Source organism: Micromonospora sp. S4605 (genome assembly GCF_003176715.1).
Taxonomy (GTDB): domain Bacteria; phylum Actinomycetota; class Actinomycetes; order Mycobacteriales; family Micromonosporaceae; genus Micromonospora; species Micromonospora echinaurantiaca.
Window position 1 is genome coordinate 1 of sequence record NZ_QGSW01000240.1, and the last position, 14,049, is coordinate 14,049.

Below are 14,049 nucleotides of genomic sequence, written 5' to 3' on the forward strand. Positions count from 1 at the left end.
GTGGTTAGGGTGGGGGCACCGGCAGGGAGGAGCGCCCGATGGCTGCCAGCACGCCCGTGATCGTCGCGCCCGACGTGCTGCGTACGACCGACCTTCCGCTGCTCAGCTGGTGCGACGAGGCGACCGGCGAGCGGGTCGACCTGACCGCGGCGCAGCTCGGCGAGTGGGCGGCGCGCAGCGCGGGCCTGCTGCGGGACGGCTGCGGGCTGCGCCCCGGCGACCGGGTGGCGGTGCTGCTGCCGCCGCACTGGCGTACCGCCGCGGTGTTGCTCGGGGCGTGGGCGGCCGGGCTGGCGGTGTCGTTCCGGCCGCGGGCCACCGCCGGGCTGCCGGTGCTCGAGCCCGGCGGCGACCGGCCGTACGACGCGGTGTTCGTGACCCCGGAGCGGCTCGACGACTGGCTGGAGGACGTGCCGGACGGCACCCACCGCTACCTGGTCGGCACCGGGCCGGGCCGGCTGGCCGAGGTGCCGGTGGGCTGGCTGGACTGGTCCGCCGAGGTGCTGCGGCACACCGATGCCCCGCCCGACCACGCCGCCATCCGCGCGACGGACCCGGCCAGCCCGGACGGCACCAGCTACGACGAGTGGGGGCGGCTCGCCCTGTCCCTGGCCGACCAGCTCGACCTGGGTGCCGGCGACCGGCTGCTGGTCGACGCGGCCGAGCACGAGCAGCCGGTGAAGTGGCTGCTCGCCCCGCTGAGTGTGGGCGCGTCGGTGGTGGTCTGCGCCAACCTCGACCCGGCCCGGCGGGACGCCCGGATCGCCGCCGAGCAGGTCACCCGGGTGCTCTGAGGCTCAGGCCGGCTCAGCTCTCGCGGGCCCGACCCCGGCGCCACTTGGCGGCGTACGGCAGGGCGAACAGGTACAGGCCGGTGAAGAGCAGCAGGGCGAGCGGCAGCAGCGGCACGTAGGACACCCAGACGGTCGGGTCCTCCTGGGCGAGGGCGATGAAGGTGACGATGACGGTCACCGTGAAGGTGATGGCCAGCCAGCGGTGGAGCTGCCGGATCCACTTGTTCGCGTTCACTGCGACCTCCTCGGACGGCTTGCTACGCCAGGCTTCGACGACCTGGCGGGTGGGCTGCCCACGACGCTAGGTGCGGCTCGGCGGCCGATGCTTCTCGATTCCTGACCGGTCCGGTCACCCGCTCGGCGGGGGCGGTCGACCCGTGATCCACCGGCGGCGCACCGCGCTCACCGCCGGGTGGTGAACGGTCGCGGAAGGTCCAATAGCGCTGCCCGGCCCCGTGTCGTTACACCGCTGTCGGACCCTGTCCCGAGGTCTGTTGTCGACGCTCTTGACGTGGTCTTATACCGGGACGACGACGTCATCGGCGTGGTCGGGGCATACCCCGCGTCGATGTCGATGTCGCACCGTCTCCATCCCCTGAAAGGTGCACCGATGCACAGGAGACCGATCTTCCGACTGGCGGTCCTCACCGCCACCACCGCGACGTTGCTGGCGTCCGGCGGCGCCTACGGCGCGGTATCCGCAGCGCCGGTGACCGTCTCCCCGGGTGTCGCGGAGTGCGAGCCGGGCGCCGACGCGCACAGCGCGGCCCGGGTCGCCGAGGGCGCGACCGCCCAGGAGCCGGAGCTGTACTCGAAGAACGAGGCGAACGCCTACGGCGTGATCAAGGATTCGCCGCGGCTGGCCAACGGCAGCGTCACCGTGCCGACGGTCTTTCACATGATCTCCGACCACCCGCTCACCGCGGCCGAGACGGCCCGGTGGAACACCCTGATCGCCGACCAGATGGAGGTGCTCAACGACTCGTTCTCGGGCAGCACCGCGGCGGACGCCTCCGACACGCCGTTCCGCTTCGACCTGGTCGACACCACCTGGACGGTCAACAGCGACTGGTACACCGTGGTGCCGGGCAAGAACGAGCGGGACATGAAGAAGGCGCTCTACACCGGCGACGCCCGCACCCTGAACGTGTACGCGGCCAACATTGGCGGCGGCCTGCTCGGCTGGGCGTACTTCCCGAAGGGCTACAACAACGGCCGCGACTTCATCGACGGCGTGGTGATCCTCGACGAGTCGATGCCGGGCGGCACGGCCGGCAAGTACGCCCTCGGTGACACGCTGACCCACGAGGTCGGGCACTGGCTGATGCTGGAGCACACCTTCGCGCACGGTTGCTCCGCCTCCGGCGACTTCGTCGCGGACACTCCGCGCGAGGCCGCGCCGCAGTTCAACTGCCCGGTGGGCGCGGACAGCTGCACCGCTCCCGGGCTGGACCCGATCCACAACTTCATGGACTACACGCAGGACTCCTGCATGAACATGTTCACGCCGGGTCAGGCCGACCGGATGAGCGACGCCTGGGTCGCCTTCCGAGCCGGCGGCGGCAAGTAAGTCTCGTTGGGGGGTTGGCGGGCCGCACCGAGCGGCCCGCCAACCCCTTCCTCGTGCCTGGCTTGATCCGCTCCATGTCGACGCCGACTCCTCACCGGCGGGAGCAGGGCGCGGTGTGGTCGACCGGCAGGGTGCATCGCGCGCCGCCGGGCAGTGGCCGGTCGCAGAAGACCCAGTGGCGTACGCCCTGCTGGTCCTCGGCCGAGACGGTGACGCCGCCCGGCTCAACCCTCGCGGTGAGCCCGGCCAGCAACCGCGCGGCGGAGCGGGCGTAGATCCGGGCGCGGTGCAGGTCGGGCGCGGTGACCGGCAGGTGGATCACCCAGCGGTCGCTCATCGGTAGCGGTGGTGCGCCGACTGGGCGCTCTGCCAGGAGCGCAGCGCGTTCTTGATGCGTACGTTCTCCTCCTGCACCGCGGCCAGGGCGGTCTGCGCGACGGTGAGTTCGTCGGCCACCTGATGCAGGAAGGCGCGGATCTCGACCGGGTCCAGGCCGCGCCGGCGGACGTTGAAGCACCGGTCGCGGATCTGCCAGGGCCGGAGCTGCTGGCTTCGGTTGGCTTGTGCCGGTGGTCGGCTCTCCTCACGTCGGCGCGTCAGCCGACGGATCAGGTTGCGCACGGGTGACTGCCCTTCGTCGGAACAGCATCGACGGTGGAGGGGCGGCCTCCGCCGGTTGCGGGCGGCGGAGACCGCCCCGCCCTGCCACCGACGGGTGTGATGGTGCGGCGGCAGGGCCGCGCCGGGGGAGCGCGGCGGGTGAGGTCTCGGCGGCGATGCGAGACCGGTACGAGAGGCGCCAACCGACCGCAGCGGCACCGCATCACCGAGAGCGACGCTACCGACACCTCTCACCTCTGTCAACGCTCTCTTACCTGTCGAATCTGGCCAGCGCGCTGCTTCCTCACCTACCTCAGTTATTGCCGCTCTTTCACCTGGTGCTCGATACTGGGAGGGCCAACCGACTGCAAGGGGCCTTCACGTGCCGATTCCGCCGACCATGGACGAGTTGATCAATGATCTGCTGAGGCGGATCGAGGTGGGCGAGTTCCAGCCCGGGTCGCAGATTCCGTCCACTCAGGAGCTGTCCGATCACTACGACGTGTCGGTGTCGACCATCCACCGTGCGGTGGCGAAGCTGCGAGGGCAGGGCGTGCTGATCGGCCGCCCGGGTCGGGGAGTGTTCGTGGCGGAATCCATCCCGCGCTAACCAGCCTTCGCCGGAGCGCCTCACAGGGTGTGCGAAGACGCTAGACGGCGCGGTGACCAGCAGGAGCCGTCAGGACGCAACGGCCAGCACTGGCAGCTTGGTGCGGGCGGTCGCCGCCATCCGGTAACGCTCCTCGGCCTCCGCCGTCGCGTACGCCATCCGCTCCGCGTCGGTGAGCGTCACGCGTACCTCGATGCACTCGGCCGGGGCGATCCAGCCCTGCGACTCGATGTCCTTCCACGGCTCGTCGTGCCGCTTTCGGGCCGATCGGGCTCATCGGCCTCGCAGCAGGATCACCGCGAGGCCGAGTCGGGAAGCGTTTGCGATGGTGGTACCACCAGCAGTACCATTCATACGTGCCGTCCATAGACAAGCTCGTTGCAGCGATGCGGAAGAACCAGCAGAACATCGCCTACAACGATCTCTATCGGGTGTGCGAGCACTACTTCGGGAAGCCGCGGCAAGCCGGCACGTCCCATGCGGTGTTCAAGATGCCCTGGGCGGGCGACCCACGCGTCAACATCCAGAACGACAAGGGCAAGGCGAAGGTGTACCAGGTCCGGCAGGTGCTCAAGGCGATCGACAAGAAGGAGGCCATGTGATGAAGACCGATCCCCACCCTGACGTGTCCCACTACACCTATCGCGTCACCTGGTCGGCCCAGGACGACGAGTTCCTCGCCACCTGCGCCGAGTTTCCGTCCCTCTCCTGGCTGGCGTTGTCGCAGATCGAGGCCCTGCAAGGGCTGCAGGACATGCTGCGTGAGGTGATCGCCGACATGGAGGAGCAGGGCGAGCAGGTGCCGCAGCCGTTCGCTGAGCGCAGCTACTCGGGCAAGTTCAACCTGCGCATCGGTGAGAGCCTGCACCGCGAGCTAGCTATCCAGGCCGCCGAGGATGGCATGAGCCTCAACCAGTACATCCTGCGGAAGCTCAAGGCCGCCTGACCAGCGCGGTTCAGTCGACGGTCGGGAGTTTCGGGCCGAGGACGTCGTCGGCGTCGACGCTCGTGTACGCGTACCCCTGCTCGGCCAGGAACCGCTGCCGGTGCGCCGCGTACTGCTCCTTGTTGGTGGTGGAGACCACGGGCAGCTTGGTGCCGGGCGGTCGCCGCCATCCGGTAGCGCTCCTCGCCGTCCCGGCCGTCGTCGCGTACCAGAGTCGCGGTGAGGTCGAGCCGGCGGCGGGCCTGGAGGTCCGCGGTGAACCGGAAGGTCGGCGCGGGCAGCAGGTGCACCTCGTCTCAACGGCACGAGCCCGCAGGAATCGTTTCCGCATCGGCGAGGTGAGAGCGCGGCCGCGTCATCAGCCTGCTCCGACAGGCCGGCGTCACCCGCCGCCCGCCGCCTTAGAAAGTGTTGTGATACCTCGGTGTGATCTTTGATGGCTGTGTCGGTAAAGATCACGTCCGTGTCGTTGTGTCTGTAAGCCGGGGTACGAGTCCTCACTGAGCGATCCGCAGTGGGCAGTGATCAAGCCGCTGCTGCCGCGGCGGGATCCACGCCGGGGTGGGCGGCCGCTGGGTTATCCGCGTCGGCTGGTGATCGACACGATTCTGTATGTGCTGCGTACCGGTTGTGCCTGGCGGCATGTCCCGCATGACCTGGCGCCGTGGGATGTGGCCTACCGGTGGTTTCGCTGCTGGAGCGCTGATGGCACGTGGGATCGAGTCCACGACCAGTTGCGAGACGCGGTGCGGGTGGCCGAGGGCCGTGACCCGCAGCCGTCGGCGGCGGTGCTGGACTCGCAGACCGCGCACAGTCACCAAGGCGGGGAGGCGATCGGTTACGACGCCGCCAAACGCACTCGGGGCCGTAAGCGGCATCTGCTCGTCGACACGGCAGGGCTGCTGCTCAAGGCCGTAGTGCACGCCGCGTCTGTGCAGGAGCGTGCCGGGGCCAAGCTGGTGCTGGCAGGCGTCACGGACACGTTCCCGCTGCTGGGCCTGGTCTGGGCGGACGCCGGCTACGTCAACCGCGTCGACGCGAGCCTGCTGGACTGGGCCCGCACCCACGCCGGCATCGAGTTGCAGATCGTGGCCCGCAACGCCGACGTGAAAGGCTTCCAGGTGCTACCCCGTAGGTGGGTGGTGGAACGAACTTTCTCCTGGTTGGGACGGTGCAGACGGTTGGCCCGCGACTACGAGCGCAAGCCCGCGCACGCCGAAGCGATGATCAAGGTGGCGATGATCCGGTTGATGGCCGCGCGCCTGGCCGGTGAGGACGTCGAGCCGCAAGGCCCGATCGAGGCCGAGGCAGCCCGACGCCTCGACGACGAACTCAACCAGAAGTAGCTACCCGGTTACCCAACACTTTCTTAGCCGTTGTGACGTTCGAGTATTAGGCCCTCGCCGTCTGGGTGCGGCAGTTGAGCAGGGCTCCGTCGTCGGTCTGGCACGACGTGAAGGTCACGCTCGTTCCCTCGGGGATGTTCCCCAGGTCCAGGCTGCGACTGGTGTTCGCACCGCTGGTCAGCTTGAAGCCGTTATCGTGCCTGGTGCTGCCCTCCCACCAGGTGGCCCCCACGTAGACGCCCCGCCCGTCCGCCCACGAGTCGTATGCGGACAACCTCTCGCCGTAGGCGTGGAAATCGCCGCCGCCCAGCGCCACACCGTCGTCCCAGAACATGACCCAGCAGTCCAGGCCGCCGGCGTCGCCGTTCGCAGTCCGGCAACCACCGGTGTTGTAGTCGGCGTAGGCGGCGGTGGACGTCGCCCCGACCAGCACGGTGGCCAACGCCGCGACGATGCCTACCCTTGCGCGAGTTCGCATGATCTCTCCTCCGTCCCTTTAAGACAGTGACTATTTCATGATCGTCACCGTGACGGAAGGGTTCCTGGGCGCGGCGGTGCTGGCTTCGAAGTCCGGCCGGCGCGACCACCCAACCGGTGGTCGCGCCGGAGCGGTCGGGCTCAGTCCACGCTCGGCAGCTTGGGGCCGAGGACGTCGTCGGCGTCGACGATGGTGTAGGCGTACCCCTGCTCGGCCAGGAAGCGCTGCCGGTGGGCCGCGTACTCCGTGTCGATCGTGTCCCGCGACACCACCGTGTAGAAGTGCGCCTGCCGGCCGTCGGCCTTCGGCCGCAGCACCCGCCCCAACCGCTGCGCCTCCTCCTGCCGCGACCCGAACGTCCCTGACACCTGGATCGCCACCGCCGCCTCCGGCAAATCGATGGAGAAGTTCCCGACCTTCGAGATCACCAGCGTCCGTAGCTCACCCGAGCGGAACGCGTCGAAGAGCCGCTCCCGCTCCTTGTTGGTGGTGGAGCCCTGCACGATCGGCGCGTCCAGGTACTCGCCGAGCTGGTGCAGCTGGTCGATGTACGCGCCGATGACGAGGACCTGCTCCTCCGGGTGCCGCTGCACCAACGCGCGAACCACTGGCAGCTTGGTGCGGGCGGTCGCCGCCATCCGGTAACGCTCCTCGGCCTCCGCCGTCGCGTACGCCATCCGCTCGGCGTCGGTGAGCGTCACGCGTACCTCGATGCACTCGGCCGGGGCGATCCAGCCCTGCGACTCGATGTCCTTCCACGGCGCGTCGTACCGCTTCGGGCCGATCAGGCTGAACACGTCGCCTTCGCGGCCGTCCTCGCGGACCAGCGTCGCGGTGAGGCCGAGCCGGCGGCGGGCCTGGAGGTCCGCGGTGAACCGGAAGATCGGCGCGGGCAGCAGGTGTACCTCGTCGTAGATGACCAGGCCCCAGTCGCGGGCGCCGAACAGGTCCAGGTGGGTGAACGCGCCGCCGCGCCGCGAGGTGAGCACCTGGTACGTGGCGATGGTGACCGGGCGGATCTCCTTGCGCTCGCCCGAGTACTCGCCGATCTCCTCCTCGGTCAGCGAGGTGCGGGCGATCAACTCCCGCTTCCACTGCCGGCCGGCCACCGTGTTGGTGACCAGGATCAGCGTGGTCGCCTTCGCCTCGGCCATCGCCGCCGCGCCGACCAGCGTCTTGCCGGCCCCGCAGGGCAGCACCACCACGCCCGACCCGCCGGCCCAGAACGCCTCGACGGCCTCCCGCTGGTACGACCGCAGCGTCCACGGCTTGCGACCGTCCTTGCCGGCCTCGGCCAGCTCGATCGGGTGGGCCTCGCCGTCGACGTAGCCGGCCAGGTCCTCCGCCGGCCAGCCGAGCTTGAGCAGCGCCTGCTTGAGCCGGCCCCGCTCGGACGGGTGCACAGCGATGGTGTCGTCGTCGATCTTGTTGCCGAGCATGCCGGCGAGCTTCTTGCTCTTGGCCACCTCGACCAGCACCAGCCGGTCCAGCGCCCGCAGCACCAGGCCGTGCGCCGGGTCGTTGGCGAGCTGGAGCCGGCCGTACCGGTCCATCGTCTCGGCCACGTCGACCAGCAGCGCGTGCGGCACCGGGTAGCGGGAGAACTTGATCAGCGCGTCCACCACGCTCTCCGCGTCGTGGCCGGCGGCCCGGGCGTTCCACAGCCCGAGCGGGGTGAGCCGGTAGGTGTGCACGTGCTCGGGGGAGCGCTCCAGCTCGGCGAAGGGCGCGATGGCCATCCGGCAGGCCTGCGCGTCCGGGTGGTCGATCTCCAGCAGCAGGGTCTTGTCCGACTGCACGATCAGTGGTCCACCGCTCACGCCAGCGTCCTCTCCTCGGGCTGCTCGTCGGCCGCCACGAACGGCGGTTACCCGCCGCAGGCCGACCATCCAGTGTTGCACGCACCGGGGTGAGCCAAGAAAAATGCTCACCGCACGCAACCGTCGCGGTACTCACAAACGTCTACCAAGGGGACGGCTGTCCAGGGAGGGCACATGAAGCATGTCCGGATCACCACCCGGTTGATCGCCCTGGCAGTGGTCACGGTGGTCGGCGCCGGTGCGTGTACGTTCGATCCGCAGGCGGGCAGGGGCGGGGGCGGGGATCCCGTGCCGGCCGGTGCGGCGGAACAGGTAACGGGGGCGAGCGATGCGCCCGGGCCGGACCAGCCGGTCCAGCCCACCACGGCGCCGCCGAAGCCGACCCGCAGCGCGGCGCCGGAACCCACCAAGAGCACCCCGCCGAAGCCCAAGCCCACCCGCTCGCCGTCGTACACCGGTTGCCCGCAGGGCGAGCACCAGCGCGCGGTGGAGACGTACCTCGCGCAACTCGGCGGGTTCGGCACGCTGACCGCGGACGGCCGGCAGTCCGCCGCCGACTGCGCCGCCATCAAGAAGTTCCAGAAGCGGTACGACATCCGCCCGGCCGAGGGACGCGCCGGCCCGACGACGTACGACGTGGCGAAGCGGCTCGCCACCACCGACACCAGCCGCTGCAAGGCCGGCTCGGGCACCACCTTCTGCATCGACCTGACCCGGCAGACCACCTGGGTGATGCGCAACGGCAAGGTGATCGTCAAGCCCACGGTGACCCGCACCGGGATGCCCGGCTACCGCACGCCGGCCGGCACCTTCACCATCAACTACCGCAACATCAAGGAGTGGTCCAACCCGTACGAGGTCTGGCTGCCGTACTGGCAGCACTTCACCCAGGGGATGGGCTTCCACGAGACCACCACCTACCTGCACAACAAGTCGATCGGCTCGCACGGCTGCGTCAACCTGCTGCACGCCGACGCGGTCCGGTACTGGGAACTCGGCAAGGTCGGCAGCAAGGTGGTGCTGGTCGGTCGCCGGCCCGGCACCTGAGGTCGCGCCGCCCCTGAGCCGCGTCGGGGTCGCACATCACGTCCGATCGGGGTTTTATCCCCTGTCACTCCGGTCACCCGAGTGACACGCTGGGACGGCAGGGGCCGGACCGGACGGGGAGGGGCGGAGGATGACCGTCGACCGTGAAGCGATCCCCCAGCACGACGACGCGCCCGCCGACGAGGTCTCCACGGCCACCGTCGTCGCGTACACGCTCGCCGCGGTGGTGCTCGTCGGGTGGTTCCTCTTCGGCTGGCTCGTGCTCCAGCAGGGCTTCGTCGACTCGGTCGGCGAGTCGGCCGGCGCCGGCTTCGCACTGCTGCTGATCATCTCCGTGGTCGGTACCGTGCGGCGCAGCCGGCGCTGACCCCGGCTACTCCTCCAGCACCGCCGCCGTGATCCGGTGCAGCGCGAAGGTGTGCAGCATCTCCGTCCGCTCGTCCTCGGCCCGCAGGTAGCCGGCCCCGATCGACACCGGCCGGACCAGCCGGGACGCCGTCGCCCCGTGCGCGTCGACGTACCCCACCCAGACCAGCGCCTTGTCCCGCACCGCCTGTTGCAGCACCGCCAGGGCGTCGCTGTGGCTCGGCACCGCCACCGGACCGGTCCGGTCAGCGACGCCCCGCACCATGGCCGGCGCGCGCCGGGCCGCCCGGGCCGCCGCGTCGCCGCGCCGGATCTGCTCCACCACGCCGAGCAGGCGCGGCATGGACAGCTTCGGCGTGGCCAGCGGGTCCAGCGTCCGGGCGGCCACCGACACCCGGGCCGGCGCCCGCCGGGTCTTCGGCCGAGCCAGCACGGCCGCCCCGCTGGCGTCCTCCGGCACCGGCGCGTAGCCGGCGTCGCGGAGCGCGAGCAGCATCCGGTTCACCTGGTACGGCGTGACCAGCACCGTCGGCGCCAACCGGCGCAACGCCAGCGACTCCAACCGCCGGTCGGACAGCACCTCGGTGAGCAGCGCCTCGTCGTCGCTGCGCACGTACCCGCCGGCCGAACCCACCCGCAGGCCGCCGTGCTTGCGGGCCACGTCGTCGATCAGGTACGTCAACCCCTGCGGTACGGGCGTGCGGGACCGCCGCCGGAACAGCCCGTGCAGGTCGTCGGCCGAGAAGCCGGCGTCCAGGGCACGGCGCACGCTCGCCGTGGTGACCCGGTACACGCTGGCCCCGCCGGCCGACTCCTGCTCGGCCACCACCTCCAGTTCGGCGGCGAGCGCCGGGTCGGGCGGGCCGGGCACCACCACCGACAGGTCGGCCTGCACCAGGAAGTGGTCGACCGGGGCGGGCAGCAGGGCGTCCAGCGCCCGTACCGCCGTCGACGGCTCACCCTCCTCGGCCTCCACCCGCAGCCCCAGCGGGTCATCCCCGCCCCGCTCGTCGCCCGCCGTCACGTCGGCCAGCAGCAGCCGCCCGTACGAGGTGAGCGCCCCGAGACCGGTGACGCCCAGCGTGGCCGCCTCGGCCAGCACCTCCCGGTGCGCGGTCTCCCGGCCCCGGCTGCGCCGCGGCGCCCGCCAGTCCAGCAGCTCCTGCACCTCCTCCGGGGTCGGCGCGGTGGCCGGCTCCAGGTCGGCCAGCACCCCGAGCACCGACCGCCGGGCCAGCGGCGCACCGGCCCGTTCCGCCTCGGCGGAGAGCACGGTGATCGGCCGGTCCCGGTCGTCGCGCTGCCCGACCAGGCCCACCTGCCGGGTCATGGTCAGCCAGGCCCGAGCCAGCTGCTCCCAGCGCTGGGCCAGCGAACTGGCCCGCCACACCTCGTAGCCGGCCGTCGGCAGCACCTGCTGGTCGGCGCCGTACCGGGCGGTGGTCGCGCCGGGCAGGTCCATCTCGCCGAACAGCCCGGCCGCGTACGCCACCTCCAGCAGCAGCGCCGCCGTCGGCTCGTCCACCCCGCCGACCCGGGCCAGCCGGCGCAGCTCGCGTACGCCCAGCCCGCCGGAGCGGAGCACCGGCACCGGCTCGGCGGCGAGGTTCTCCAGCAGCGCCTCGGTGAGGCGTACCACCTCCATGGTCTGGCCGGCGCCGGCGGAGTCGGCGGCCTTCGGCTCGCGCGGCGCGGCGGTCACCGGTGGTGGGCTGGTGCGCAGCGGGCCGAGCGGGCCGGTGTCCCGGCGCAGCAGTAGGCCGATCTCCCGGGGCAGCTCGACGGTGCCGGTGCCGCCCGCGCCGCCGGAGATCCGCACCAGCAGCCGGTGGTCGACCAGCCAGCGCACCGGCGAGCCGGTGGGTGCCCCACCGTTGGTCGGGTCCGGTGGCAGCGCGTCCTCCGCGCCGACCGGCGGGGCCTGGAGCGCGCCGGGCGGCACGCTGCCCACCGGCGGGCCGGCGGCCAGCCGGTCCAGGATCGCCCGGGCCGAGGGCGGCGCGGCCAGCAGCGTGCGCCGCAGCTTCGCCGGGTCCGCGCAGAGCGCTGCCGTCCGCGGGTCCAGCTCCGCCGCCGGTCGGCCGAGCCCCGCCGGGTACGGCGAGATCTCGTCGATGCCGCCGACGACCTGCAGACCGCTCTCCGGGCCGTACAGCAGGAAGAGCGCGCGCAGCCGGTTGACCGCGGCCCGGACGGCCGTCGGGGCGGGCGGGTGCGGCCCGGCGGTGGCCATGGCGAGCACCGCCTCGGTGGAGGTGGTGCCGTCGGCCGGGTCCCGGGTCAGCCGGGCGGCGTCCAGGATCTGCAGGGTGAACTGGTCCAGCCCGTCCAGGGCGCGGGCCACCGAGACCCGCGACTGGGCCCGGATGGCGAGCGCGGAGACGTCGGCCGGGACGGGTACGACGAGGTCCGGCCGCAGCTGGAGCAGGGCGGCGAGCGACTCGTCGGGCAGCGACCGGAGGTGGTCGGCGAGTGAGGTGGTCATCGTCGTTCCACGCTAGCCCGGCGGGGGGCGGTCGCGCCCCTCGGACGTCCGGCTCGACCGGGTTGACCGGGTACCTTCTCGGCATGCCCGCACCTACGGTCGGTTTCGACCTCGACATGACCCTGGTCGACTCGCGCCCCGGCATCGCCGCCGCCTACCGGGCGCTGACCGCCCGCACCGGCGTGCCGGTGGACGCCGAGGTGGCGGTGTCCCGGCTCGGCCCGCCGCTGCGCACCGAGATCGCCCACTGGTTCCCGCCGGAGCAGGTGGACGCGGCCGTCCACACGTTCCGCGAGCTCTACCCGGCGTACGCGATCACCCCGACCGTCCCGCTGCCCGGAGCCCTCGCCGCCATCGAGGCGGTACGCGCCCACGGCGGTCGGGTGCTGGTGGTCACCTCCAAGCTGGGCCGGCTGGCCCGGCTGCACCTGGACCACCTGGGGATCACCGTCGACGAGGTGGCCGGCGACCTGTTCGCCGAGCAGAAGGCGGCCGCCCTGCGGGCTCACGGCGCCACCCACTACGTCGGCGACCACGTGGCCGACATGGTGGCCGCCAAGGCGGCCGACGTGCCCGGAATCGGGGTCGCCACCGGCCCGTGCTCGGTTGACGAGCTGCGCGCGGCCGGGGCGGAAGTGGTGCTGGATGATCTCACCGGATTCCCGGCGGCGCTCGACGGCATGATCCGGCTAGCCTTGGAGCAGTAGACGGTTCAAGCGAAGCAGGGGATCTCAGGTGCCTACGGGTCGAGTGAAGTGGTACGACGCGGCCAAGGGATACGGGTTCGTCACCAGTGACGAGGGTGGCGACGTGTTCCTGCCCAAGGGCGCGCTACCCGCGGGTGTCACCGACCTCAAGGGTGGTCAGCGGGTCGACTTCAGCGTGGTGGACAGCCGCCGGGGTGCCCAGGCGATGGGCGTCAAGCTGCTGGAGGCCCCGCCGTCGGTGGCCGAGCTGCGCCGCCGCCCGGCCGAGGAGCTGCACGGCCTGGTCGAAGACATGATCAAGGTGCTGGAGGCGAAGGTCCAGCCGGACCTGCGCCGGGGCCGGTTCCCGGACCGCAAGACCGCGCAGAAGATCGCTCAGCTGGTCCACGCGGTGGCGCGCGAGCTGGAGGTCTGAGGCACCAGCCCGGCGTCGGCAGCCCGGCCGAGCAGCGCCTCGACGGCGGCGAACCCGGCGTCCCCCAGGTCGGCGGTGAACTCGTTGACGTAGAGGCCGATGTGCCGGTCCACCACGTCGGGCTCCATCTCCTGCGCGTGCGCGAGCACGTAGTCCCGGCTGGCCGCCGGGTCGGCCCAGGCTCGGCGTACCGAGTCGCGGATCCACCCGGCGGCGGCCTCCGGGTCGACGGCGCCGCGACGGGCCAGGATCGCGCCGAGCGGGATCGGCAGGCCGGTGTCGGCCTCCCACCACTCGCCGAGGTCGACCAGGGCGGTCAGGCCGTGCCGCGGGTAGGTGAACCGGGCCTCGTGGATGACCAGGCCGGCGTCGTACCGGCCGGCGGCCACGCCCGGCATGATCTGGTGGAACGGCACCACCTCGATCCGCGCCGGCGGGCGGCCGGCCGACCAGAGCCGGAAGAGCAGGTACGCGGTGGTCCGGTCGCCCGGCACCGCCACCGTGGCGCCGGTCAGGTCGGCCCGGTCCGGGCCGCCGGCCCCGTTGCCGGCCCCGTTGCCGTCGCCGTCGCCCCGGGTGAGCACCAGCGGCCCGCACCCGCGCCCGAGCGCGCCGCCGCATGGCAGCAGGTGGTAGTCGTCGAGCAGCCACGGCAGCGCCGCGTAACTCACCTTGACCAGGTCGAACGCCCCGCGCTCGGCGGCGGTGTTGGTGACGTCCACGTCGGCGTAGGTCACCTCGACCGGCGGGGCGCCGGGCACCTGACCGTGCACCAGGGCGTGGAAGACGAACGTGTCGTTGGGGCAGGGCGAGATCGCCAGCGAGAGCGCCACACCTCCACCGTAGCCCCGCCCCGGCCCCTGTC

17 protein-coding genes and 2 pseudogenes are annotated in these 14,049 nt (G+C 71.8%); 10 read left to right on the top strand and 9 right to left on the bottom strand.

Annotated elements, in window-relative coordinates; genetic code table 11:
* Positions 1-38 precede the first annotated feature (38 nt).
* Positions 39-794: a TIGR03089 family protein gene (locus DLJ47_RS20880; RefSeq protein ID WP_109901897.1), complete on the top strand. Its 756-nt coding sequence runs from the start codon at positions 39-41 to the stop codon at positions 792-794.
* 13 nt (positions 795-807) lie between these two features.
* On the opposite strand, the gene DLJ47_RS20885 is transcribed toward DLJ47_RS20880, so the two are convergent.
* Entirely contained in the window at positions 808-1,029 is a 222-nt protein-coding gene (locus DLJ47_RS20885) for a hypothetical protein (RefSeq protein WP_109901899.1), read from the bottom strand.
* A 375-nt stretch (positions 1,030-1,404) separates the two neighbouring features.
* Between DLJ47_RS20885 and DLJ47_RS20890 the strand changes: the two genes are divergently transcribed.
* Complete coding sequence (locus DLJ47_RS20890) at positions 1,405-2,364, top strand: zinc metalloprotease (protein ID WP_109901901.1); 960 nt, start codon at positions 1,405-1,407, stop codon at positions 2,362-2,364.
* A 91-nt stretch (positions 2,365-2,455) separates the two neighbouring features.
* Here the strand turns inward: DLJ47_RS20890 and DLJ47_RS20895 are convergent, their stop codons facing one another.
* Positions 2,456-2,701: a hypothetical protein gene (locus tag DLJ47_RS20895; RefSeq protein WP_109901903.1), complete on the bottom strand. Its 246-nt coding sequence runs from the start codon at positions 2,699-2,701 to the stop codon at positions 2,456-2,458.
* Complete coding sequence (locus DLJ47_RS20900) at positions 2,698-2,964, bottom strand: DivIVA domain-containing protein (RefSeq protein ID WP_342447640.1); 267 nt, start codon at positions 2,962-2,964, stop codon at positions 2,698-2,700. The genes DLJ47_RS20895 and DLJ47_RS20900 overlap by 4 nt, the downstream gene beginning before the upstream one ends.
* A 382-nt stretch (positions 2,965-3,346) precedes the next feature.
* Here DLJ47_RS20900 and DLJ47_RS20905 point away from each other — a divergent pair, with 382 nt between their 5' ends.
* Positions 3,347-3,574: a winged helix-turn-helix domain-containing protein gene (locus DLJ47_RS20905; RefSeq protein WP_199235939.1), complete on the top strand. Its 228-nt coding sequence runs from the start codon at positions 3,347-3,349 to the stop codon at positions 3,572-3,574.
* Between the two features lie 84 nt (positions 3,575-3,658).
* Here the strand turns inward: DLJ47_RS20905 and DLJ47_RS20910 are convergent.
* Positions 3,659-3,832, bottom strand: a pseudogene (locus DLJ47_RS20910) (DNA repair helicase XPB); the annotation flags it as partial.
* Positions 3,833-3,930: 98 nt separating this feature from the next.
* Between DLJ47_RS20910 and DLJ47_RS20915 the strand changes: the two are divergent.
* Both DLJ47_RS20915 and DLJ47_RS20920 read left to right on the top strand, forming a co-directional pair.
* The gene (locus tag DLJ47_RS20915; RefSeq protein ID WP_233257927.1) at positions 3,931-4,176 is read left to right on the top strand and encodes a toxin HicA; all 246 of its coding nucleotides are present in this window, start codon (positions 3,931-3,933) and stop codon (positions 4,174-4,176) included.
* Entirely contained in the window at positions 4,176-4,520 is a 345-nt protein-coding gene (locus DLJ47_RS20920; RefSeq protein WP_109901927.1) for a type II toxin-antitoxin system HicB family antitoxin, read from the top strand. The genes DLJ47_RS20915 and DLJ47_RS20920 overlap by 1 nt, the downstream gene beginning before the upstream one ends.
* Positions 4,521-4,530: 10 nt before the next feature.
* On the opposite strand, the pseudogene DLJ47_RS20925 reads toward DLJ47_RS20920, so the two are convergent.
* Positions 4,531-4,816 (bottom strand): annotated as a pseudogene (locus DLJ47_RS20925) (hypothetical protein); the annotation flags it as partial.
* A 204-nt stretch (positions 4,817-5,020) separates the two neighbouring features.
* Between DLJ47_RS20925 and DLJ47_RS20930 the strand changes: the two are divergent.
* Positions 5,021-5,866, top strand: coding sequence for an IS5 family transposase (locus DLJ47_RS20930; RefSeq protein WP_109901909.1), 846 nt, complete (start codon positions 5,021-5,023; stop codon positions 5,864-5,866).
* A 46-nt stretch (positions 5,867-5,912) separates the two neighbouring features.
* Here DLJ47_RS20930 and DLJ47_RS20935 read toward each other — a convergent pair whose 3' ends face one another.
* Together DLJ47_RS20935 and DLJ47_RS20940 are read right to left on the bottom strand one after the other, a co-directional pair.
* Positions 5,913-6,344, bottom strand: coding sequence for a hypothetical protein (locus tag DLJ47_RS20935; protein WP_146228158.1), 432 nt, complete (start codon positions 6,342-6,344; stop codon positions 5,913-5,915).
* 140 nt (positions 6,345-6,484) lie between these two features.
* Complete coding sequence (locus DLJ47_RS20940; protein WP_109901913.1) at positions 6,485-8,164, bottom strand: DNA repair helicase XPB; 1,680 nt, start codon at positions 8,162-8,164, stop codon at positions 6,485-6,487.
* A gap of 174 nt (positions 8,165-8,338) precedes the next feature.
* Here DLJ47_RS20940 and DLJ47_RS20945 point away from each other — a divergent pair, with 174 nt between their 5' ends.
* The gene (locus DLJ47_RS20945) at positions 8,339-9,211 is read left to right on the top strand and encodes a L,D-transpeptidase family protein (RefSeq protein ID WP_109901915.1); all 873 of its coding nucleotides are present in this window, start codon (positions 8,339-8,341) and stop codon (positions 9,209-9,211) included.
* Positions 9,212-9,341: 130 nt separating this feature from the next.
* Positions 9,342-9,578, top strand: coding sequence for a hypothetical protein (locus DLJ47_RS20950; RefSeq protein ID WP_109901917.1), 237 nt, complete (start codon positions 9,342-9,344; stop codon positions 9,576-9,578).
* Positions 9,579-9,584: 6 nt separating this feature from the next.
* Here the strand turns inward: DLJ47_RS20950 and DLJ47_RS20955 are convergent, their stop codons facing one another.
* Positions 9,585-12,062 carry a helicase-associated domain-containing protein gene (locus DLJ47_RS20955; protein WP_109901919.1) on the bottom strand — a complete coding sequence of 826 codons (2,478 nt, stop codon included), beginning with the start codon at positions 12,060-12,062 and terminating at the stop codon, positions 9,585-9,587.
* Between the two features lie 83 nt (positions 12,063-12,145).
* Here DLJ47_RS20955 and DLJ47_RS20960 point away from each other — a divergent pair, with 83 nt between their 5' ends.
* Both DLJ47_RS20960 and DLJ47_RS20965 read left to right on the top strand, forming a co-directional pair.
* On the top strand, positions 12,146-12,769 hold the full coding sequence (locus DLJ47_RS20960) for an HAD family hydrolase (protein ID WP_109901921.1): 624 nt from the start codon (positions 12,146-12,148) through the stop codon (positions 12,767-12,769).
* A gap of 28 nt (positions 12,770-12,797) precedes the next feature.
* Entirely contained in the window at positions 12,798-13,184 is a 387-nt protein-coding gene (locus tag DLJ47_RS20965) for a cold-shock protein (protein WP_088997128.1), read from the top strand.
* Here DLJ47_RS20965 and DLJ47_RS20970 read toward each other — a convergent pair.
* Positions 13,145-14,017: a 1,4-dihydroxy-6-naphthoate synthase gene (locus DLJ47_RS20970; RefSeq protein ID WP_109901923.1), complete on the bottom strand. Its 873-nt coding sequence runs from the start codon at positions 14,015-14,017 to the stop codon at positions 13,145-13,147. The genes DLJ47_RS20965 and DLJ47_RS20970 overlap by 40 nt on opposite strands.
* Positions 14,018-14,049 lie beyond the last annotated feature (32 nt).

Bases quoted from the DNA above. Each gene is read 5' to 3' on its own strand.
- DLJ47_RS20880 (WP_109901897.1), top strand. From the start codon at position 39: ATGGCTGCCAGCACGCCCGTGATCGTCGCGCCCGACGTGCTGCGTACG.
- DLJ47_RS20890 (WP_109901901.1), top strand. From the start codon at position 1,405: ATGCACAGGAGACCGATCTTCCGACTGGCGGTCCTCACCGCCACCACC.
- DLJ47_RS20895 (WP_109901903.1), bottom strand. From the start codon at position 2,701: ATGAGCGACCGCTGGGTGATCCACCTGCCGGTCACCGCGCCCGACCTG.
- DLJ47_RS20920 (WP_109901927.1), top strand. From the start codon at position 4,176: ATGAAGACCGATCCCCACCCTGACGTGTCCCACTACACCTATCGCGTC.
- DLJ47_RS20935 (WP_146228158.1), bottom strand. From the start codon at position 6,344: ATGCGAACTCGCGCAAGGGTAGGCATCGTCGCGGCGTTGGCCACCGTG.
- DLJ47_RS20945 (WP_109901915.1), top strand. From the start codon at position 8,339: ATGAAGCATGTCCGGATCACCACCCGGTTGATCGCCCTGGCAGTGGTC.
- DLJ47_RS20950 (WP_109901917.1), top strand. From the start codon at position 9,342: ATGACCGTCGACCGTGAAGCGATCCCCCAGCACGACGACGCGCCCGCC.
- DLJ47_RS20955 (WP_109901919.1), bottom strand. From the start codon at position 12,062: ATGACCACCTCACTCGCCGACCACCTCCGGTCGCTGCCCGACGAGTCG.
- DLJ47_RS20960 (WP_109901921.1), top strand. From the start codon at position 12,146: ATGCCCGCACCTACGGTCGGTTTCGACCTCGACATGACCCTGGTCGAC.